Raw genomic sequence first — 21001 nt, forward strand, 5'->3', positions numbered from 1 at the left:
CTAAAACTACAGTTCAAGATTTGCTGCGGTTGGTTCGCTCTCTGCAAGACTCATGCCAAACAGGCTTTGCGCCATGTTCCGGTTGCCGAGACATGCCGGACAGGTGTCGCCATCACCATGATTCACATAGCTTTTACCGCACATCTGGCAGTCTTTCTGTATAAAAGAATTCAGTTGCTTTCCATCCCGCGAGTGGAGTGCGGTCGCGTTACCAAACGGCGACATGCTCAAGGCTCCAGTCGGGCAGTGTCGAATGCATAGCCCGCAGGCAAGGCATGACTCCGGGTCGAAATGAAGCCCGGCTGACGTTCCGCTTCGCGCAATGGCAAGCGCGCCGCTCGGGCAAACGGCTGCACAAACCCCGTGCAGTAGGCAGTGTTCAGAGACTGATATATCGGGGAAGAATTTAGCCGACAGGGGCTTTCCCGTCAGCGCGGCGATTGCCGCCAGGTTTGAGGCCATGCGCTTGCGGGTATGGTGGATCAGCGGCGAAGCCAGCAGCGCCCCGCGCGTAGTTTTGACCGCCAACCGGGCGACATCCGGCGAGCGCGCGGCGATGGCTGCTTCGGCAGTCCGCTTGAGCAGTGCACCGAAAAACGCGCGGCGCGGCAAGGGTGTGTTGTCCGCGGTTACGTCCATGGGCAATGACTGCTCCTGCGGCGTCGGCAGGCTGTAAACAAAGGGGGAACACTCGTCGGGCAATCCAATATCCGTGAGCGTCGCGCGAACCGAATCGACGAGCGCGTTAATCGGCTCACTTCCACCACCTGACGGGCATGTGGCGCACCAGCCGCGATCGACCAATGCTACGGCGCTGGAGTTTCGCGCCGCTAGGCCGATCAGCGCGGAGAACGAAATTCCCCCCAGACAGGGGAGTTGTCGCGCTTTCCCTGCCAGCTTGTGCGGCACGCGGCTGCACTCGATGCGCAGCAGCGGCACGGCTTCGCTCTCCGGCAAAGGCTGCAGGAGCGTATCGAATCCCTCGGCCAGCAGTGCCCCGGACGGGCAAACGGCGGCACACTGGCCGCAGCCCGTGCAAGCTGGCGCCAGTTCCACCACGCCGGCATCCACACGAACCGCCTGAACCGGGCAGGCATCCCGGCAGGCTTTGCACTCCGTGCCGCCGGGCCTGAGTTTCAGGCAAGCATCGGCGCAAAACCACACCGACTGATTCGCGGCAAGCCGCTTGAAACTGGCCTTGCTTTTATTCGGGGTTTTCGAGGTTGTAGCATGCATAATTGGAACTCGGTGATTACCGAATTGCCCTATGCAAGGTATGTACCATCACGATTAGACATCCCACGCGACTTGCCTAACCACCGGAAAGAATCTATCTTTCACCCGCTATCCGTAAAGCCCAACAAGATGGCGTTACCATTTTGCGACCACATTTAACATGCCGTTACCAAAATGGAACATCAGGAGGACAGACCATGCATCGCCGAACTTTTCTTGCCTTGCCGCTTTTGCTGGCGGCGAGAACATCACTCGGGGCCGACAAGCCGCTGCGCGTCGGAATGACGCCTGCCTTTCTGCATGACCAGCTTGCACTGCTGGCGGCATGGCAAAACTATTTGCAACAAACGCTGAAACGTCCGGTGGAGTTCGTTCAACGCGACCGTTATCGCGAGATGATGGATTTATTGCAGCAAAACAAGATCGATTTCGCCTGGGTATGCGATTACCCCTACGTTTCGATGGGGAACCAGGTCAGGTTGCTTGCCGTCCCGGTCAATCAGGGCAAGCCGATTTACCGTTCCTACCTGATCGTTCCCGCGAAGGACACTCACACCCGTTCCATCGAGGACCTGAAAGGCGCGGTATTTGCCTACGCCGATCCACTGTCGAACACGGGCTATCTGGCGCCACGATTCGAGATCAAGCAGGCGGGCTACGACACGGCGACGTTTTTCCGCCGCACTTTTTTCACCTGGTCCCATCGCAAGGCGATCGAGGCCGTTGCAAGCGGGCTGGCCCAAGGGGCGGCGGTAGACAGTTATGTATGGCAGTCTCTTGAAAAGGTAAATCCCAAGCTGACCGCCAGAACGCGCGTGGTAAGGCAATCCGAAGCTTTCGGATTCCCGCCGTTCGTGGCGAATCGCAGTGTCAGCCAGGCGGATTTCGACGCCATGCGCGCAGCGCTCCTGAACATGAGCCACAACCCCGCCGGACAGGCATTGCTGGCAAAGCTGAATCTGGACGGCTTTATTGCCGGTTCTCCCGATCTCTATAAAAGCGTTGCCCTCATGGCTGCTTCCTTCGGTCAGCCCTGATGTTCTTCAACCTGAGCCTGCGTTTCAAACTGCCGCTGTGGGGCAGCTTGCTGATCGTCATCACCGCCTTGACGCTGTCGCTGACCTTCATGGGACAGGCCTACGACGATCTGAAACAGGACGTGCTGCGCAGTTCCGAAGACCTCGGGCTGACCATGTCGCGCGCGCTTATACCGCTGATGTTGCACGACGATATGTGGCTGGCTTTCGAAATGGTCTCCCTGCCCTTCCAGGAAAACTCCCATACCGATGGAATGCACGCCGAGAGCCTGATCGTGCTTGACCCCGAAAGGCGGGTGTATGTTTCGTCTCTTCCGGAACGCTATCCGGTTTTAGCCGAGCTTCCCACCCTCGGGCGGGAATTCGCCTACGTCGACAAGTCTCTTGGGACATTGCAGGAAGGCGAATCCAAGGTGCTGGAACCGCCGGACTCGTCCCGCCTGTTCATCGTCCTGCCCATCATCGCTGACGGTGTGACGCTCGGGACATTGCTGGTGGTGCACGACACCTCGTCCTTCTGGTTCCGCTTCTTGCGCCTTGCCGACCGGGCGCTGTGGATCACGCTGATCGTCCTGGGCGTATTGCTGCCCATCAACTGGTACTGGGGGCAACGCATGACGCGGCCGCTCTCGTTGCTGGCGCAGCACATGGAAACCATCCACCATCAGCTGCCGGAGGCGCTGGAACCTGGCATCTACGAGTACGGCGACGAATTGGGAAGGCTCTACAAGGCCTTTGCCGAGATGGTGGCGCAACTCAAGGAAAAGGCCCTGCTGGAAAAGCAGATGATCCAGTCCGAGCGCATGGCTGCGGTGGGGCGTTTCACCGCCAGTATCGCCCATGAGATCAACAACCCGCTGGGCGGCATGTTTAACGCCATCAGCACACTTAAGCGGCACGTTTCGCTCGACCCCGTCGCGCAAATGACGGTTTCCCACCTCGAACGGGGCCTGCAGCAAATCCGCGACACCGTTGCCGCCCTGCTGGTGGAAGCCAAGCTGAAAAGCCGCTTCCTTATCCGCCAGGATTTCGACGACGTGCGCCTGCTGGTCACTCACGAGGCGCACAAGAAGCACGTCGAGCTTGCCTGGTCAATCGCCACGGATGAATCGTTGCCGCTGGCGTCCACGCTGGTGCGGCAGATTCTCATCAACCTGTTGCTCAACGCGATCCAGGCTGCTTCGGATGGCGGGCACGTATCGCTGCGCGCGGCCATGGACGGGGACAATCTGCTAATCCGCGTGGAAAACGATGGCAAGATGCTGACGCCCGAACAAATGGGTACCCTGTTCGAGCCGTTCTCGCGCTTCAGCGAGCAAGGGAACGGGCTGGGCCTGTGGATCATTTACCAGATCGTGCAGCAACTAAAAGGAACCGTTACTGCTGGTACCGATGCCGGCATCACGCATTTTCTTGTTTTGCTTCCGCTGACTGAACAGAAGGATGGGAATGTCTAAGCAAATCTGCCTCATCGAGGACGATGAGATCATGGGCGAAACACTCCTGGTTCGCCTGACCCTTGAAGGCTTTTCCTGCGATTGGTACCAGAGGGGACAGGAGGCCTTGGCCGCGCTCAAGGATAAAAACTACAATCTGGTGATCAGCGACATCCGCTTGCCGGACATCAGCGGCGACACCCTGTTCCGCCAATTGCGGGAAGCCCATGCCGCCATTCCACCATTCATTTTCATCACCGGCTTCTCCGATATTGAAACAGCGGTGGAACTTCTCAAGCTGGGCGCTCAGGATTACCTGACCAAACCGTTCGATCTGGACGCGCTGGTGGAAAAGGCGCGCGCTATCCTCGGCGAAGCGGAGGCGGAAACCGGCGTATCGCTGGGCGTCTCACCCGCCATGCGCCATATCGAAGCGATGTTGCCCAAACTGGCCGCCGGCAACACGTCGGTGCTGATTACGGGAGAATCGGGGGTAGGCAAGGAGCGGGTTGCCCTCGCGCTGCATCGCCTGGCGCACGAAAACCGGCCATTTGTCGCGGTGAACTGCGGCGCGCTGACGGAAACGCTGCTGGAAGCCGAGTTGTTCGGGTATGAAAAAGGCGCCTTCACCGGCGCCCAGCGCACCAAGAAAGGCGTGTTCGAGCAGGCGGATGGAGGGACACTGTTTCTCGACGAAATCGGCGACATGCCTTTATCGATGCAGATCAAGGTGCTGCGCTCGATCCAGGAACGCACCATTGTCCGGGTTGGCGGCGAGACCGCCATCCCGGTTAATTTCCGGCTGATTTGCGCAACCCACCGGGACTTGAAGGCCATGGTGGAGGCCGGAGAGTTTCGCGAAGACCTCTATTACCGCGTCACAGTCATCAGCTTGCGGATTCCGCCCTTGCGGGAACGCAAGGAAGACATCTTGTGGATGGCGCACCGTTTCCTCGCAGACCTGTCGGCGCAGCACGACGGTGAGATATTTGTCTTGCAGCCCTCAACCGAACGCGCACTGCTTGACTATCGCTGGCCAGGAAACATCCGGGAACTCAAACATGCCCTGGAACGCGCCTGCGTCCTCACCGAAGGGCGGGCTCTCTCGCCGGACGCCGTTTTCGAGCGCCCCGCGAGGAGCGAAATCGCAGCCTCGAACAAGCTTTCCGCACTGGACGATTATCTGGCCGAAAGCGAGCGCAAATACATTCTGGACGCGCTGGAAAAACACAACTGGCAGATTCAAATCTGCGCCGCCGCGCTCGGCATTAGCCGCAAGAACTTATGGCAGAAGATGCGCAGGCTCAATATCAGCCGAGAGTAACCCCACCTTGGCGCACCAGTTCCGATTGATGAGCCGCCACCCGATCCACCGCATCATCAACGGAAAGTCCCGCCTCCACTCCGTCCATGATCATGCGCTGCAAAATGGCGCCGAGCATTTCGACATTGGCCTTGCCATGCTCCCGTAGCGCGCGCAGAAACATTACAGTATTGTTGTCCTGAAACCGCTCCTCGAATTCGTCGTAGTCCTTGCCTGTGGCAAGCCAGTAGCAGAGATCGTATGCCAGGCTGAAAACCGGCTCCAGTTGTTCCTGACCGAGTCCCGGTATGTTCAGCCCCACTTCCTGCATCAGGTCATGTCGGAACTCGTCCAGTCCATAGCCCGCTTCGCCTTTTACCACCTGCTGTGGCGTGAATTCCCATTCCATGATGATTTCCTTCTGTCAGTTAACCGCCGGTGACCGGTGGAAAAAAGGCCACCTCGTCGCCATCGTTGATCGGCAGCGCGGACGACGCCATTTCCTGGTTCACCGCGCAGCGCAGGGCATTGTTCGTGACCAGCCGGGACCATTCGCCACCGCGGGATGCCAGGTGGGCGCGAAGTTCGGCGACCGTCACGACCGAGCCCGGCAGCGCGGTTTTTTCCTCGGATAGCCCCAGCGCGTCGCGCAGCGAGGCAAAATACAAAAGTTTAATGGCCATGACTAACCTCCGGTCGATGACATGAAGCGTATGACCTTGGCTGGGTCTTCGCCGAATTCGTGTTTGAAAGGCTTGCGCCCGATGCCTTCGAGCAGCGCGGATTGCAGTTGCGCGTCGCTGCATCCGGCGCGCAGCAGGGTTCCCAAATTCACACTGTCGTTGTCGCCAAGACAAGGATAAAGGGTTCCGTCCACACCCAGACGCACGCGATTGCAGGTTTCGCAGAAATGCTGGGACATGGGCGTAATGAAACCGATCTGGAATCGCCGATCCGGGGACACCAGGTACTTGGCTGGCCCACCTCCGGGTACGATGCCGTCCACCAGGCCAAAACGCGCGCGCAGGCGTTCCCGGATCGGGCCAAGCGGGATGAATCCTGTGTTTCTGCCCGTTTGCCCGACCGGCATGGTTTCGATCAGGCGCAACACGAACCCCTGTTCGCCGCAGTAGGCTACCATGGCGTCGATTTCGTCGTCGCTAACCCCCGGCATCACCACCATGTTGATCTTGATCGGGCCAAAACCCTCCTCCCTTGCGGCCCTCAGGCCATCCAGCACGAACGCGAGAGCATCTCGTTTGGTGATTGCGGCGAAGCGGACCGGGTCGAGCGAGTCGAGGCTGACGTTGAGCCTGCTAATGCCGGCTTTGCGCAGCGCCTGGGCGTGTCTGGCCAACTGAGTGGCATTGGTGGAAAGCGACAAGTCCTCGATGCCGGGCAGTGCGGCAAGACGACAGGCCAGATCCGGAAGGTTGCGGCGCAACAGCGGCTCGCCGCCGGTTACCCGGATGCGCCGCACGCCCAGGCGGCCAAACGCCCCCACCACGCGCTCGATTTCGTCGAAGTTCAGCCAGTTAGCCGGCTCCTCGTAACCCTTGAATCCCTCCGGCATGCAGTAGGCGCAGCGCAAATCGCAGCGGTCGGTAACGGACAGCCGCAGGTATTCGATTCGACGTCCGTGTCTGTCATACAACATAGGCTTTCACCCTCTTCACTACCTGCTGTGGCGTGAATTCCCATTCCATTTCACCTCCTCAGCCTATCTTTAAGATACGGTTTTCAAGTCTTCTCCGCTCGCCCTGGAATGCATTCGATCATCAGGTTGTTTTCGTTGGCGAACTCCTTCAGAAAGCGAAAGCCAGTCGGCTCGCGCTTTCTCAGCCTGACATCCACCAGCAGGGCACGCGCGCCCCTAGCCATGACCGGCCTCACGTAAGGGGAATACCTGAACGATCGGTCCTGACTAAAAGTAGAGTACAACCCCGCCAGCCTGTCGATCCAGTCGCCCGGTCTGAAGGCGTGTCCCGAGCGGGTTACACCGAGAATCAGGATGGCGCCGGGTTGATCCGACCAATCCGCCTCCCCGGTGTTCCTGTTCTTCTTCATCCCTTACGGATGAAGAAAGTCCATACGCCCGGCCCGGTTTCCAGGGTGTCCAACAACACGTTTCCGGTCGCCGCACACCAAGTTCCGACCTCATCCCGGGTGGAACTACAGGTGCTGACGAGTTTCATGATTTGCCCCTGCACCATGGTGTTGAAAAATCTTCTCGCCTCGATCACCGGCCCGGGGCAGACCATGCCAGTCACATCCAGCGTCACATGAGGCATGAGCGCCGCCTTTTTTCCTTTGCGCACGTAGTACTCGGTCACGCCTTCAGTGCTCTTTTCGGAACGAACGACCTCGTTCCCCGTCGCCTTCGCCCAGGAAAACAGGTCATCCCGTGTGCCGGGGCAATTGGATTTCAGCAGCAGCACTTCGCCGGTTTTCATATCATCCAGTACCCGTTTCGCGCCCAGCAAGGGATGTGGGCATACCAGGCCCGTCATATCCACGACGATATTTGGTTTGATCAGTGTCTCGTTTCCCATTTCTGCCAATCTCCTTCTATTTGTAATCGTCCAAACCACCTCCACTCGCAGCGAACTCCGATTCAGCCGAAAAGCGACGCAAAGTCCTGGTCGTCCCCCTCGCAGATCGGGCAGATGTCAGCTGGCGCGGGCGAGATGAAGAAGCGGTCGCAGCGAGTGCAGCGCTGTTTGCCCAGAGCATGCAGGGTCATCGCTTCGGCTGCCTTGGCAAGATTTTCCATCTCATCCTTGAAATACAAAACATGGGGCTGGCACACCTCGACGCACACGCCGCAACCGACGCAGCGCGTGAACTCGAACCCCAGGCTCCAGGCCGTGCCGCTTTCCCTGATCTGCATCGCGCCGGTGGGGCAGGCGCGGGCGCAGGCTTCGCAGGCGGTGCAGCCGGGCCGGATGGCAACCTGCGCAGCGAGCAGGGCGGCATGGCTGGGCAAGGGCACAGGCAATTCCTGTGGCGTGTTGAACAGAATTTGCAGCAATTCCCGCCCTGCGGTGGAAAACGGCGCGGCGAAACGGATCGCCTTGAGGGGGATGGGCTGCGCCTCGCTTGCTGAAACCGGGCGCGTCAACTGGTCGGCGCCGCGCCCAACGAAGCGGCGGAACAGGTGGCGGCGGGAGGGGTTGTGCCCAGTCTTGACTAGTTCGGCTTCGCGTTCATCAGGCACGGAAATATCGGCCCACTTGTCGTTGCCGACAACGCGCCGCAGCGTCTCGACCGCCTCCAGATGGAGGCCCAGCCTGCCCTCTCCCCGCGCGCCATGTGGACATTCGGCGCAATGTTGCGTGCCGGCCAGCGTGACGGCAATGCCGCGGCTGGCGAGATAAGCCAGCATCGCCGCATCCAGGGCGCCCAGGCAGGGCACGATTTCGTCGCCCTGAAGTTCGGAAGGCGCGCAGGCGAAGCGCACTTCGGGCTGTTTGACGGCGCGCTTCAGCACCTCGATGCGGGGCAGATTGTCAGCCAGCAGCGCCTCGGTGGGGCAGGCAGCAGCACACAACGCGCAGTTCTGGCACGCCGCGGTGCGAATTGTGACGCCCTCGTCGTTCAGCTCAAGCGCTTCGTGAGGACAGGCGTCGGCGCAACGGCTGCATGCGCTGTAACGGTAGCGGTAACGGGTGCAGCGGCTGGCGCGGTATTCGGGCTGGGTCAGCATGGATTACTTGTATTCATGCAGCGCCTGCCCCTGCTCGCAGGTATTGCTGGGGATGGTGAAGTTCTGCGGCATGATGGTTTCAGCGGTTTTGCCACCGCCCTCCTTCGCCTGTCGCCACGCGGCGTATCCGCCTTTTACCGCATACACATCCTGCCCACTTTTTCTGGAGACACTTTGGGCAGTTTCCATCGCCTGCCGGTCGCTATCCCCCACCACCAGCGCATACCCGCCCGGCTTGGGCTTGACGCCTTCCTTGTAGATCACGGCGAAGGGAATGGGTTGTTGCTTGCGCGGACCTTCGCCGCGCGCGTCGATGATGCAGCAGGGCTGGTTTTTTTTCAGCATTTCCACGAGCTGGGCGCTGTCCAGCAACGCGGCGGTAGCGGCCCATGCCGGCGCTGACAACGCACACATCAAAGCCAGCAGCCTTTTCATGCCGCCTCCTCCATCGCTGTCTCAATCGCTGGCTCCAGCGCCTGACGCAAGGCCAGCATCGCCGCTTCGTCGCATGTGTCCGGGACGACGATCTGCCTTGCCTGGCCGTAAATCACCCAAGGGAGCAGATTCGCCGCCGGGTCAGCCACGGGCGTCAGCCACAGGCGGGACTCGTACTGTTCCACCAGTTCGGCGCACAGGTTGAGGTCAGTGTCGTCAGCGATGTCCACCCCGAGCAGTGCCAGCTCAGCGCCGCGATCCAGCATCTGCCCCAGCCACCAGCCGGCGTCGGTGCCGCTGCGCGCGCCGTCGCTGGTCAGCACTTCCCAGGCGGGTTTAACTTGGGAAGGCGTGATGCATTTGAAATCGGCATTGGAATACAAATCCAGCGACCAGCTGACCTCCACGCGTTGCGCGGGAACCCACACCCCCACTTTACCGGGCCCGAACTCCCCTGCCAGAGCCTCGATCAGGCTGCCGTCCAGCAAGGCGGCCTCGCCCACCAGCACCCGCTGTGCGCCACGTGCCAGCAGCTCGCGGACGCGTTCCCTGCCTCCGCTCCGTAGCACCACCGATACCTGGGCTAGATCATCGGGTAGGGTAGTGCAGTCAAAAAGAAAAACGGGCTCGGCAAAAGGACCATCTTCTGAACCAGCCCAGCGGCAAAGCGTGATTTCGGGTGCGGAATCGTTCATCAATTGATCACCTGGTATGCCAGTTTGTTGAAAACGAAGGGCTGCATGGGGCAGTCGGCCTCGTGCTCCAGCCCTTCCAGCAGCGGCCGCAGGGTGTGCAGGGTTTCCAGCACCGGCGCCACTTCCAGCCCCCGGTATACCGGCAGGAACCGCGCCAGCCGCGCCAAGCCATCTTCGGCGAGCAGCGCCGCGCCGTCCTGATTGTGGTTCTGGGTGAAATAGAACGCCAGCGCGGCGAATGCGAGGCCCTGCAGAAATTGCGCATCGGGGTCCTCGTGCCCGGCCGGCCGGGTCTGGATCTGGTAGTTCCAGCGCTCGCCCAGCCAGTCGTGGACAGCGCCGAAGTTGTTGGCGTTCCACAGCAGCTCCAGTTCGTCCCAGGCGAATTCGTGATTCATGCGATGGCCCTTTTTTCGTCTTTGCCGTGCTCGCAGCCGCCGCACACCGGCTCGTTGGGATTGAACAGGACCTGGATTTCGCTTTTCGGCACCACTTCCCGGCCGCCGTCGACATCGTCCACCCGCACTTTCAGTAGCGCCAGCTCCGCCTCGGCAAAATCGCGCAACAGGCGGGCGATCTCGCGGTAGAAGGAGTGCTCCGTCACACGCTCCAGCAGCGTCGAGTAGCCGCGCACCCAGCGCCCCAGATGAATGGCCCAGAAACGTTTGATTTCCTTTTCCAGCGGCCCGGCGGCAGTTGCGTCGTCGCCCTCCAGCGCCTCCGCCAGCCGCTCCAGCAGGGCCGCGACGAAGGACAACTCGATCCCGAGTTGGTCCTCGAACACGGCGAAACGGCCCGGTTGCAGCTCGAAACCGCAACGCTGGTAGATCGCCTTCACCTCGTGATAAGGCTCCTGTTGAAAACGCCCGGTGAGGCGCGACGACTCCACCGGCGGGCACCCGCCGGCGGTGGTAAAGAGGGTGGCATATTCGCAAGCCAAAACATCCTGAAGCTCGCCCAAGGGAACATCGGTAAAGTCCGCGTCGAAATGCAAGCCGAGTTCGGCCAGTTCAGCCAGCGCCTGCGGCGCACGCAGGGCGGCCAGGTAAGCGCCGCCCGGCTCCTCGACGAATGCGCCCGCCAGTAACTGGTAGTAACCGGCGCGGGCGCGCAATTCCAGAGGGGATAGGCTGTCTTCCATGTGTTCAATTAAGACTGCGTTCTGATTCTGCATGGTGATCCTCTCAAAAAATCCCGGTCAAGAAAAACGATGAACTTCATGACCGGGACACTCCGCACGGTTGAAGGTTGTCGCTCAGCGTGGCCAGAGGCCCACGTCGAACTTGTAAACCACGCCGACCGAGATCGCCGAGGGGCTACCTGCTATTCCTGGCACGCCCTGGTCTCCATGGCCCCAATCAAACGCGCTGTAAGACGCGCCCGTGTCGTTCCTGGTCTTGGCATAGGCGACATAAAGCGTAGTGCTCTTGTCCCAAGCATGGTCATAGCCCACCGCCCACTGCTTGGCGCCACTGTCAGGCGTGTTGTTCAGGTTACCCGCGCTGGCATACTGCACCTTGACCGTCCCGCTGCTCCCCACTTTTGCAGCAGCGCCCAGCGTGTACTTGTTGCGGTCTGCGTTCGACACGCCCCCGATGGCAGTTTCCCGCTGCCAGCCCCCACCCACATTGAACGCGCCGAAATCGTAGCTCGCCGTAATGGCGTCGGTTTTGTGGTCGGGTGTGCCCGCCACTCCTGAGCCGAAGTTACCGTAGGCAGCCCCCAGCTTGAGCCCACCTTTCACGTAGTCGCCCTTGGCGATGTAGGATTTGGCGTTGGTGCCGCCCTGGTTCGGCACATAGGTCAACCCGAGGGAAAAGCCGCCAAAGTCGGGCGTGCGGTAGTACGCGGCATGATCAGCGCGGCCCGGCAGGCCGTCGCCGCCGCAGATGTTGCCCAAATCACCCACTTGATCGCCAAACAGGTTGTAGTCGTAGAGCCACTGGTTTAATGCAGGCAGACGGCCCAGCATAACAGTGCCAAAGCCGCCCTTCAACCCGACGAACGAGTCGCGGGCACGGGTGAAAATCTGCCCGTTGGAGTTGGCGCCGCCGTTGCCGTCACCTGTGCCATTGCCGGTGAGATCCACGCCTGATTCGTATTGGAAAAGAACGGCGAGTCCATTGCCTAGGTCATGACTGCCCTTGAAACCGAGACGAGATGAGTTGCTGTGAAGGTAGTCGCTTGAGCTGGAGCCATTGTTAATGCTGTCAGCGGACATGTGGCCGACACCGTAGACCGACAGATCCAGCGCCCATACGGGCGTGCCAAGTGTCGCGCCCACTGCCATTGCAACGACCAGTTGCTTCATACCCAAAACTTGAGTTTTTTTGATACCGGACATAATTTCTCTCCCATTCCGTTTAGCTAAAAACAATCCCGTGGCATATCAATGGGCTAGGGTTTTCTATTCCCGATCCCTCAACCCAAGCTACAAAACCTCAATGGCCGCCGCCCTCCTTGTGCCTGACGCTCTCCGGTCCGCCCCAGGAGGCCATCTCCGGATGCATCTTGCGGTGCAGGTCGCCGGTGTAGGCGTAGCGCATGGTTTCCTTGTAGGCTTCCACGTGCTTGTCCCATGATGCCTGGACGTCGCCGTACTTGTCGTTGGGTCCGGCCTTGGTCACCTTGACCACGGTGTCGAACCATCCCTGGGAGCCGCCGATGGGGTCGACCACTACCGGAATGATCTGGTTGGGGTGGACGCCCTTGTCCTCCCACCACACGTTGTTCAGGTCCGGGTCGTCCTGCGCGCCCCAGGCGCCACCCTTCTCGCTCTTCAGCTTGAGCTGGGCCAGCCTGCCATAGGCCCAGTGTCCGAATGCCGTCGGTATGGCCACCACCTTGGGATGAATGCCCTCGAACACATAGGCCTTGGTGACCATGTGGCCGACCTTGCTTTCCACCCGCACCAGGTCGCCGGTTTTTATGCCCAGCTTCTTGCCGGTCTCGGTGTTCATCCACACCGGATTGCTGTGCATGATCTCGGCCAGCCACTTCACCGCCGCGGTGCGCGACTGCTTGTGGACGTTGATCTTGTAGGTGGTGAGGATCATTTCGTCGTCCTTCATCTCCTTGTGCCAGGGGATCTGCTTGAAGGTCGGCATGGGGTTGAAGCCAAAATCCGCCCACTCGTCCACGCGCACGTTGATGATCCGATTCTTGGTCGGGAAGCCGGCGTAGTTCTTGCCCTTGCGCTGGACGCCGATGGTCTTGCCGTTTTTCACGATGGCGCCGCCCTTCTCGACCACCGCGCCGGTCATGTCGGCGGAAGACAGTTCCTTCTTGTGCAGGCCGTATTCGGGCTGGATTTCGCGCCCGGTCTTGTCCACGATCTTGCCGGTGCCCGGGTCGAGCTTGCCGTAAATCGGGAACACGCCGTGCTTTTTGAGGAAATCCAGGCCGCCCACTTCCTTCAACCCCGGCACATTGTCGAAGTGCTGGCGCATGTAGTCCTCGCCGTCCTTGAAGTTCCAGTACTGCTTCATGCCGCGTTTGCCGTCCGGGTCCAGCTTGTGAATGATGTCGCGCATCATGATGCGGTTCTCGCGCGATTCGCCGAGCGACTTGATCACCGGCTGGCGAATGCCCAGCCACGGCCACAGGGAATTGGGCATGGACTCCGGCTCCCAGCGCTCGAGATAGGGGCAGTCGGGCAGGATGATGTCGGCCAGCGCCGTTTCCTCGCCCATGAAAGGGCTCATGGAAACGTAGAACGGAATCAGTTTCTCGTCACGGTACAGCTTGCCCCACACCGCGTCCGACCCCGGGTTGGTGTACACCGCGTTGTCCTGGTAGGAGAAATAGACGTTGATCTTCTGCTTGCCCTCGGCAATCCAGAACGGCGTGAGGTGGCTCACCTTGTGGTGAGCCAGGGGGTAATCCGGATGGTCGGCGATCCAGGAGTGCTTGGCAGGCTTGGGCGGTTCCGGCTGAGGTTGCGGCCAGCCCATGCCGCGCGGCATGCAGTAGCCGCCGCGCACCTCGATATTGCCGGTCATGATCGGCAGCATCATGGTGGCTTTCTCGTTATAGGAGCCATACAGGTGCTTGGCCGGGCCGCGGTAGGTGTAAGTCGTCGCGGGCTTGGTGGTGGCGAACTCGCGCGCGATGCGCTCGATCGTTTCCACCGGCACGCCAGACAGCTTGGAGGCCCATTCCGGCGTGAATTGCTGGTAATGCGCCTTCAGTTCCGCCACCGTGACATTGGTCCAGGTTTCGATGAAATCGCTGTCCTGCAGGTCGTCACGCAGGATGACGTGCCCAAGGGCGAGCGCCACCGCCCCGTCGGTGCCGGGAAACACCGGGATCCACTCGTCCGAGCGGCCGGCTGTGTTGGACAGCCGCACGTCGAAAGTGACGAGTTTGGCCTTGTTGTCGGCCATGCCGTCGGCCAGGCGCTGCGAGTACGGGTTGTGGAAATAGGCCGCTTCCATGAGATTGGAACCGAAGTTGAGGATGTATTTGGCGTTGGCGAAGTCCGGAGTTTCGATGTCCGGTCCCCAGGTGGGCTCCATGCCGATCTTCTTGGAGGACTCGCACACCGAAGTGTGGTTCATGACGGTAGCCGAGCCCAGGGTATTCATGAAACGGTCGATGACGCCGCCGGAGCGGTTGCGACCGTACTTCAGCATGATGGTGTTGGGGTCTTCCTTGAGCGCCGCATCCAGCTTCTGCGCAATCTCGGTCAGCGCCTCGTCCCAGGTGATGCGCTTCCACTTGCCCTCGCCGCGTTTACCGACGCGCTTCAGCGGGTAGAGGATGCGGTCCGGGTCATAGCTGTACCACATACCAGAATTACCCTTGGCGCACAGCCGGCCGCGCGTGGAGACGTGCTCCGGGTTGCCTTCCAGCTTGACGATGCGGCCGTTCTCCACGTAAGCCATGGCACCGTCCTGGATGTTGCAGACGTGGCAAGTAATGGGGATCGCCTTGCGTTCGGTGTAATTCACCGGGCTGAAATCCTTGCCGCCCAATTCAACTTCCATTGCCTTGAGCAACTTGGGTGAAGCCGCCGCCGCGGCCGTGGTAGCGGCGCTGGCCTGGAGGAAGGTGCGGCGCGAAATCTTGAAATTCAACATGTCCATTTTCTGGTTTCCTCGTTCTTAGAAATAGGTCTGCACGATCTGGCCGCCGACCAGGATCGAGTAGCGCAAGGCCATGCCACCCACCAGCAACAGCAGGGCGGCAAGCATCACACCCCCCTGCTGGCGCCCGAACGGCGCGAGCAGGAGCAGGATGGGCGCGGCGGTGCCGAGCAGGATGCCGACCCCGATGAAGATGCCGCCCAGTGCGCCGCTGGTCATGAACATGAAAGTCAGTTCCTGGCCGGTGCCGCCATAGGCGGTGGTACCCAGCAGCGAGATGAGCATGGCGGCCACCGCGCCGGCAGACCACAGCATGAAGCGACGCAGCATGACGAGCAGTTTTTCATTCGTCCCAGCCAGGAAAGACGCCACCGCAGCTCCGGATACCAGCGACAGGGCGACAAACAGGATCGGCATCAGCGGCGTGTTCCACACCGGGCGATTCTGGTGCACGGTGAGGTCGAAGCCGGTGTAGATCGGCAGGCCCAAAGCCAGCAGCGAACCCAGCACCGCCAGCTTGCGGCTCAAGCCTTCGTCGTTCTTGCGCATCATGAAGAAGTAAGCCACCGACACCGCGCCGAACGAGAGCAGGTTGAGCCCGCCCCAGGCCAATGGCGAGGTGAAGTTGAGGTAGGCCGGATTCATGATATTCAGGAAACGCGCCGGTTTCGACAGGTCACCGATCAGCAGCAAGCCGCTCACCGCCAGCAGCACGAACGAGAGATAGAATGCGCTGGAACGCAGGGTCTTGAATTCCTCGCGGTACCAGGACAGCGTGGACATGAAGAACAGCGCCGCCGAAATGCCGATGGTGAAGAAGTAAATCGAATAGGTACTCGACCACGGCATGTGATGGAAAATATTGAAGTCACCCATGATTCGCTCCTATCCCTGATGATTCTTGTTGAACGCCTGACGGTCCTGCTCCAGGACGTCCAGCGGGTTGTAAACGGCGCGGCCAAACTCAGAATTGTTACGATCCAGGCCGATGTAGAACACATGCGGCTTGGTCCCTTCCTCGGGACGCAGCACCTGGGTCGGCAGGGTGGACACCAGCCGCGCGACCTCGCTGGCGGGATCGTTGAGGTCGCCGAAAATGCGCGCGCGACCGATGCAGGTCACCACGCAGGCCGGTGCCAGACCCTGTGTTACCCGGTGGTGACAGAAGGTGCACTTGTCCACCACGCTGGTAATGTCGGTATAGGTGCGGCTCTTGGGCAGCATGAAACGGGCGTTGTAGGGACAGGACGCCATGCAGGCCTTGCAGCCGATGCAGCGGTCGTAGTGCTGAAGCACGAAGCCGCCGTCTTCCACCTTGTAGGTGGCCCCAACCGGACAGGCACGCACACATGGCGGATCGTCACAGTGGTTGCACAGGCGCGGCATGAAATGCTTGCGCACGTTGGGATAGATGCCCACCACCTTGTAGGGCACCCAGGTTCTAAAAACGCCCACCGGGACATCGAACTCCGCCTTGCACGCGGTCATACAGCCGTCGCAGCCGATACAGCGACGCAGGTCGATCACCATGGCGTAGCGCCTCTTGCCTGGCACGCCGCGGGTTTCGATGGAAGACAAGCGCAATTCGCTCATGGTTTTTGGTCTCCTCCTAGATTCCATTCCGGCCCGCCTTGATGCACTCATCGCCACTGGCGGGCAGCCATAACCCCACATTCTTTGTGGTTGCCTTTCCATGAGCACTTCCCGTGCCAGACAACATCACTTTGTTTATTAATGATATTTAATCCAATGGCACGAAAAGTCATTACCTTTCGGTTACAACTAGCGATTTGTGTATTACCATTTGGTAAACATCGGCAGCCGTATCCAAATCCAGATGAGGAATGAAACATGTCGAGGAGGAAATTTTGCGCAACACTGGCCGTGTGTGCGCTGGCACCCAAGGCATTCGCCGCCGGGATGCCCGCCGAGCGGCCCACGCTGCGCATCGGCCTTACCCCCGTTTTTCTCGACGATGAGGCCATTTTCCTGGAGGCCTGGCGTGTTTACCTGACCAAGAAGCTGCAACGTCCGGTGGTTTTCGTGCAGCGCGGCAGCTACCGTGAAATCGTCGAACTGCTGGGCAAAAACCAGCTCGACGCGGCGTGGCTTTGCGGTTTTCCTTTCGTGCGCCACGAACAACTACTCAAGCTCCTGGCCGTACCGCTGTTCCAGGGCAAGCCACTCTACCGCTCCTATCTCATTGTCCCTGCCGACGACACGCGCACCAGAACCTTGCTCGATTTGCGCGGCAAGTCATTCGCCTATTCCGACCCGGATTCGAACTCCGGTTTTCTCTATACCCAGTTCAGCTTGGCGCAGATCAGGGAACGCTCGGATGTCTTCTTTTCCCGCACTTTCTACACCTGGGCACACCGCAAGGTAGTGGACGCCGTCGCGGTAAAAATGGCGCAGGGTGGCGCGGTTGACGGCTATGTGTGGGAAACCTTGCGCCACTCCCATCCGGAACTCACAGCCAGAACTCGCGTAGTGGAGCAATCTCCCGAATTCGGCTTTCCGCCCTTTGTCGCCCGGAAATCACTGCCCGAAACTGATTTCGCAGCGTTGCGGCAGGTCCTGATCGCCATGCGCGACGACGTGGAAGGCAATAAATTGCTGGCCCAGCTCAATCTGGATGGCTTCGTGCCGGGTGATCGCAAGTTATTTGACGGTATCGCGCGCATGTCTGAGAAGGTGGAACACCGCCCATGAAGCACTTCCTGCGCGACCTCAGCCTGCGCTACAAGATCCCCCTGCGGGTACTCATGCTCGCCAGCATCACAGCCTTCCTGGTAACAGCGTCCATCCTGTTCCGGGTCTATGACGAAACGCGCAACGACCTGCTGCGTCACGCAGAAAGCATGGGGCGGGTGCTGGCCAACACGCTGGTTGGCCCCATCACCCATGATGACGTGTGGCGCGCGTACGAGATCATCAACTCCCCTTTCCAGAGCGGAGGCCAGGATCAGACCCAGATCGCGGAAACCATCCTGGTGCTGGACACCAAGGGCCAAATCTATGCGTCTACCCGTCCGGCCCAGTATCCCATGCTGGCTGACCCGGGTCGGATCGATCCGGAATATGCCGCGATAAGCGAGATAGCGACAGACCGGAACGATGCCAAACCGGCTGTCATCGACCTCCCCAATTCCAGCAGGCTGTTCGTCGCCATCCCCGTCACATCCGGAGGGGCACGCCTGGGAACCCTGGTCATGGGGTATTCCAAGAGTCTGTTCATGCCCCGCTTCATCGGCATTGCCCAGCGTGCTGCACTGATGACCCTGCTGGCGCTGGCGGTGCTGCTGCCCATCGCGTGGTACTGGGGCAACCGCATGGCCGGGCCACTGGTCCGGCTAGCCTCTTGCATGGACCAGATCGGGCCGAACGTGCCGGAACATCTCCACTGCGACCTGTTTGAATCGCACGACGAAATCGGCCGCGCCGGCGCTTCGTTCAAACGCATGCTGAAGGAGCTCAAGGACAAGGAGAGACTGGAACAGGAAATGATGATCAGCGAGCGGCTGGCGGCAGTGGGCCGGCTTTCCGCTGGGATCGCCCACGAAATCAACAACCCCCTGGGCGGCATGCTCAACACCATCAGCACCTACAAGAAGCATGGCTCGGACGACCCGCGCACGCTGAAAACACTGTCCATGCTGGAACGCGGCCTCACCCAGATCAAGGACACCGTTGCTGCCCTGCTGGTGGAAGCCAAGGTGGAAAGCCATCCGCTATCGCGCCGCGACATCGAGGACACTCGCACCCTGGTGGCCGCTGAAGCTGCCGGAAAAGGGGTTGAACTGGCGTGGGAAAACGACATCACCACCGCTTTGCCACTCCCCTCCACGCTGGTGCGGCAGATTCTCATCAATCTGCTCCTCAACGCCATCCGCGCCGCGGACAAGCGCGTCGAGTGCCTGGTTTACCGCGACAGCCGCAGCTTCACCCTAGCGGTTAAAAACGACGGCGCCCACATCGAGGAGGACGACATGCCCTACCTGTTCGAGCCTTTTTCCCGCCTCAGCCGAAACGGCCACGGCCTGGGCCTGTGGGTCACCTACCAGATCGCGCGCCAGTTGAACGGCGGCATCGTGGTCGAAAGCGACCCCGGCGAAACCAGGTTCGCCGTCACCCTACCCTTGCAGGAAGAATCATGAGTAACCCTACAATCCCTTTTCTGTGTCTGATCGAGGACGATGAGATCATGGGCGAATCCCTTCTTGACCGCTTCGAGCTGGAAGGGTACCGGGTGGACTGGCACCGTACTGCCCAGTCGGCCTTGGCCGCTGTCGGGGACAAAGATTATGCGGCCGTGGTGAGCGACATCCGTCTGCCCGACGGCAGCGGAGAGGAAATCTTTATCCGCCTGCTGGAACGCGGTCTCAGCCTGCCCCCGTTTCTCTTCATCACCGGCCACGGCTCGATCGACCGCGCCGTGGCGCTGCTCAAACTGGGCGCCGCCGATTACATCACCAAGCCCTTCGACCTTGACCAACTGGTGGAAAAGGTGGGCGCCCTGTGCGGCAACCGCGTCTCCCCATGCGAGGAGGACAACTGCCGCCTGGGCATCTCGCCGGCCATGCGCAAGATCGCGCAGACTCTGCCTCGCCTTGCCCTGCATGCACCCACCCTGCTCATCACCGGAGAATCCGGCGTAGGCAAGGAGGTGATCGCACGGGAAATCCACCGCCTCGACCCGAGCACCACCATCCGGCCATTCGTCGCGGTCAATTGCGCCGCAATCAGTGAATCGCTGCTGGAAGCCGAACTGTTCGGCCATGAAAAGGGGGCGTTCACCGGGGCGACACGCGCACGCAAAGGGGTGTTTGAACAGGCCGACGGCGGCACCCTGTTTCTCGACGAAATCGGCGATACGCCGCTGTCCATGCAGGTCAAGTTGCTGCGTGCCGTCCAGGAGCGAAAAATCGTGCGCGTCGGCGGCAACACCGAAATTGCCGTCAATCTCCGCCTGATCTGCGCCACCCACCGTGACCTGCGCAAGATGGTCGAGGAAGGCGCTTTTCGCGAAGACCTGTATTACCGCATCCACGTCATTCAAATCAAGGTTCCTCCGCTGCGGGAACGGCGCGAGGACATCCTGTGGTTCGCCCAGCGTTTTTTGGAGGAACAGGCGGCCAAGGGAGAACGCAAGCAGCTTTCACGATCCGGTGAAGAAGCCTTGCTTGGCCACGCCTGGCCGGGCAACATTCGCGAGCTTCGCCATGCCATCGAACGCGCCTCGATTCTCACTCCCGGCCCGCTGCTGGAGCCTGAAGCCTTATTCGAGGAAGGAGAGCAGCCAGCGCCGGTGGACAATAAAGAACTAGGCAGCTACCTGCAAGGTTGCGAAGAGCGATACATCCGCGATGCCTTGGCGCGCAACGACGGCCACCTCGGCCGTACTGCGGAAAGTCTCGGCATCAGCCGCAAGAATTTGTGGGAAAAGATGAAAAAACTCGAAATTTCTTCGATAGGGTAATCAATTTGACGTGTCTCGCCTGCATGGCTGCCGGCCAACTCTACTGACCGCCAGATTCTTACCCTTCGCCTCGCTCCGTTTATGTAACCCTCACCCGCTTGCATTTGCTGCAAACCTCAACGGACCCAGTCAGCGTTTGCCCCGAATAAACCCAATCATGCGGCCCGCCATCACACACTGTTGCGTCAGCCTCGGCGCGCATCTGCGCCCCGATCTTACTGAGTCGCAAATACTCAGCCAAGAGAGCCGCGTTTTTTGCTTCCTTTGATTTATATTTGTTGCTCATCACGCCTCCGTGCCGCCTGTTTGACATCATTAATTTTGAGCTTTTATGTTCGATACTGGCAGCCCCCATGCGCGATACAGCCAGTATGATTATTTAGGGGATAGCTATAGTTATCAAACATGGCAGACAATAAAGTCTTGACCATATTGCTCGTGGGCGATGGTATGGTAACTGCCGCTGGAAATTTAGCGGGTGCATTGCGCTTCGTCGGGCGTGCTGATGATGCCGATTGTATTGGCCCACGCCACCATTTATGATGCTCCTATCAAGTATTCATTTAGAAATTTCGACCATTACGATG

The 21001-nt window shown here is 60.1% G+C and carries 21 protein-coding genes; 6 read left to right on the forward strand and 15 right to left on the reverse strand.

Annotation, left to right across the window (positions count from 1 at the left end):
* Positions 1 to 6: 6 nt before the first annotated feature.
* Positions 7 to 1236 (reverse strand): 4Fe-4S binding protein, encoded by a 1230-nt coding sequence (locus SKTS_RS11620; protein ID WP_173064931.1) that lies wholly within the window; start codon positions 1234 to 1236, stop codon positions 7 to 9.
* 197 nt (positions 1237 to 1433) lie between these two features.
* Between SKTS_RS11620 and SKTS_RS11625 the strand changes: the two genes are divergently transcribed.
* Genes SKTS_RS11625 through SKTS_RS11635 form a run of 3 tightly spaced genes read left to right on the forward strand, consistent with a single transcriptional unit; the run spans position 1434 to position 5033 of the window.
* Positions 1434 to 2273 carry a substrate-binding domain-containing protein gene (locus SKTS_RS11625; protein WP_173064934.1) on the forward strand — a complete coding sequence of 280 codons (840 nt, stop codon included), beginning with the start codon at positions 1434 to 1436 and terminating at the stop codon, positions 2271 to 2273.
* Entirely contained in the window at positions 2273 to 3730 is a 1458-nt protein-coding gene (locus tag SKTS_RS11630; RefSeq protein WP_173064936.1) for a sensor histidine kinase, read from the forward strand. The genes SKTS_RS11625 and SKTS_RS11630 overlap by 1 nt, the downstream gene beginning before the upstream one ends.
* Positions 3723 to 5033, forward strand: a complete 1311-nt coding sequence (locus SKTS_RS11635; protein ID WP_173064939.1) for a sigma-54-dependent transcriptional regulator — start codon at positions 3723 to 3725, stop codon at positions 5031 to 5033. The genes SKTS_RS11630 and SKTS_RS11635 overlap by 8 nt, the downstream gene beginning before the upstream one ends.
* Here the strand turns inward: SKTS_RS11635 and SKTS_RS11640 are convergent.
* From SKTS_RS11640 to SKTS_RS11705, 14 genes are all read right to left on the reverse strand, one after another.
* Complete coding sequence (locus SKTS_RS11640) at positions 5020 to 5421, reverse strand: hypothetical protein (RefSeq protein WP_173064942.1); 402 nt, start codon at positions 5419 to 5421, stop codon at positions 5020 to 5022. The two genes, SKTS_RS11635 and SKTS_RS11640, sit on opposite strands and share 14 nt — an antisense overlap.
* 19 nt (positions 5422 to 5440) lie before the next feature.
* Positions 5441 to 5695, reverse strand: coding sequence for a molybdopterin converting factor subunit 1 (gene moaD / locus SKTS_RS11645; RefSeq protein ID WP_173064945.1), 255 nt, complete (start codon positions 5693 to 5695; stop codon positions 5441 to 5443).
* 2 nt (positions 5696 to 5697) lie between these two features.
* Positions 5698 to 6669, reverse strand: coding sequence for a GTP 3',8-cyclase MoaA (moaA, locus tag SKTS_RS11650; RefSeq protein WP_173064948.1), 972 nt, complete (start codon positions 6667 to 6669; stop codon positions 5698 to 5700).
* Positions 6670 to 6752: 83 nt separating this feature from the next.
* Entirely contained in the window at positions 6753 to 7079 is a 327-nt protein-coding gene (locus SKTS_RS11655) for a DUF3579 domain-containing protein (protein ID WP_173064951.1), read from the reverse strand.
* Positions 7076 to 7564 (reverse strand): sulfurtransferase TusA family protein, encoded by a 489-nt coding sequence (locus SKTS_RS11660; protein WP_173064954.1) that lies wholly within the window; start codon positions 7562 to 7564, stop codon positions 7076 to 7078. Before SKTS_RS11660 ends, SKTS_RS11655 begins: the two co-directional genes overlap by 4 nt.
* Before the next feature lie 62 nt (positions 7565 to 7626).
* Positions 7627 to 8718 (reverse strand): 4Fe-4S dicluster domain-containing protein, encoded by a 1092-nt coding sequence (locus SKTS_RS11665; protein WP_173064957.1) that lies wholly within the window; start codon positions 8716 to 8718, stop codon positions 7627 to 7629.
* A gap of 3 nt (positions 8719 to 8721) precedes the next feature.
* Positions 8722 to 9153, reverse strand: a complete 432-nt coding sequence (locus SKTS_RS11670; protein ID WP_173064960.1) for a rhodanese-like domain-containing protein — start codon at positions 9151 to 9153, stop codon at positions 8722 to 8724.
* Positions 9150 to 9848 (reverse strand): beta/alpha barrel domain-containing protein, encoded by a 699-nt coding sequence (locus tag SKTS_RS11675; RefSeq protein ID WP_173064963.1) that lies wholly within the window; start codon positions 9846 to 9848, stop codon positions 9150 to 9152. Before SKTS_RS11675 ends, SKTS_RS11670 begins: the two co-directional genes overlap by 4 nt.
* Positions 9848 to 10246 (reverse strand): DUF309 domain-containing protein, encoded by a 399-nt coding sequence (locus tag SKTS_RS11680; RefSeq protein ID WP_173064966.1) that lies wholly within the window; start codon positions 10244 to 10246, stop codon positions 9848 to 9850. The genes SKTS_RS11675 and SKTS_RS11680 overlap by 1 nt, the downstream gene beginning before the upstream one ends.
* A complete protein-coding gene (locus SKTS_RS11685; protein WP_198420356.1) occupies positions 10243 to 10989 on the reverse strand; it encodes a TorD/DmsD family molecular chaperone in 747 nt (248 codons plus the stop codon). Before SKTS_RS11685 ends, SKTS_RS11680 begins: the two co-directional genes overlap by 4 nt.
* A gap of 114 nt (positions 10990 to 11103) precedes the next feature.
* Positions 11104 to 12192: a porin gene (locus SKTS_RS11690; protein ID WP_173064974.1), complete on the reverse strand. Its 1089-nt coding sequence runs from the start codon at positions 12190 to 12192 to the stop codon at positions 11104 to 11106.
* A gap of 97 nt (positions 12193 to 12289) precedes the next feature.
* On the reverse strand, positions 12290 to 14935 hold the full coding sequence (locus SKTS_RS11695) for a molybdopterin-dependent oxidoreductase (protein WP_198420357.1): 2646 nt from the start codon (positions 14933 to 14935) through the stop codon (positions 12290 to 12292).
* An 18-nt stretch (positions 14936 to 14953) separates the two neighbouring features.
* Positions 14954 to 15811: an NrfD/PsrC family molybdoenzyme membrane anchor subunit gene (gene nrfD, locus SKTS_RS11700; RefSeq protein ID WP_173064977.1), complete on the reverse strand. Its 858-nt coding sequence runs from the start codon at positions 15809 to 15811 to the stop codon at positions 14954 to 14956.
* A 9-nt stretch (positions 15812 to 15820) separates the two neighbouring features.
* Positions 15821 to 16528, reverse strand: coding sequence for a 4Fe-4S dicluster domain-containing protein (locus SKTS_RS11705; RefSeq protein WP_173064980.1), 708 nt, complete (start codon positions 16526 to 16528; stop codon positions 15821 to 15823).
* Positions 16529 to 16786: 258 nt separating this feature from the next.
* Between SKTS_RS11705 and SKTS_RS11710 the strand changes: the two genes are divergently transcribed.
* From SKTS_RS11710 to SKTS_RS11720, 3 genes are read left to right on the forward strand one after another with little or no spacing between them, the layout of a single operon-like run.
* Positions 16787 to 17647 (forward strand): substrate-binding domain-containing protein, encoded by an 861-nt coding sequence (locus tag SKTS_RS11710; RefSeq protein WP_173064983.1) that lies wholly within the window; start codon positions 16787 to 16789, stop codon positions 17645 to 17647.
* Positions 17644 to 19092, forward strand: coding sequence for a sensor histidine kinase (locus SKTS_RS11715; RefSeq protein WP_173064986.1), 1449 nt, complete (start codon positions 17644 to 17646; stop codon positions 19090 to 19092). The genes SKTS_RS11710 and SKTS_RS11715 overlap by 4 nt, the downstream gene beginning before the upstream one ends.
* On the forward strand, positions 19089 to 20414 hold the full coding sequence (locus SKTS_RS11720) for a sigma-54-dependent transcriptional regulator (protein ID WP_173064989.1): 1326 nt from the start codon (positions 19089 to 19091) through the stop codon (positions 20412 to 20414). Before SKTS_RS11715 ends, SKTS_RS11720 begins: the two co-directional genes overlap by 4 nt.
* Positions 20415 to 21001: the final 587 nt, after the last annotated feature.

The sequence above is a fragment of the Sulfurimicrobium lacus genome (genome assembly GCF_011764585.1).
GTDB lineage: Bacteria > Pseudomonadota > Gammaproteobacteria > Burkholderiales > Sulfuricellaceae > Sulfurimicrobium > Sulfurimicrobium lacus.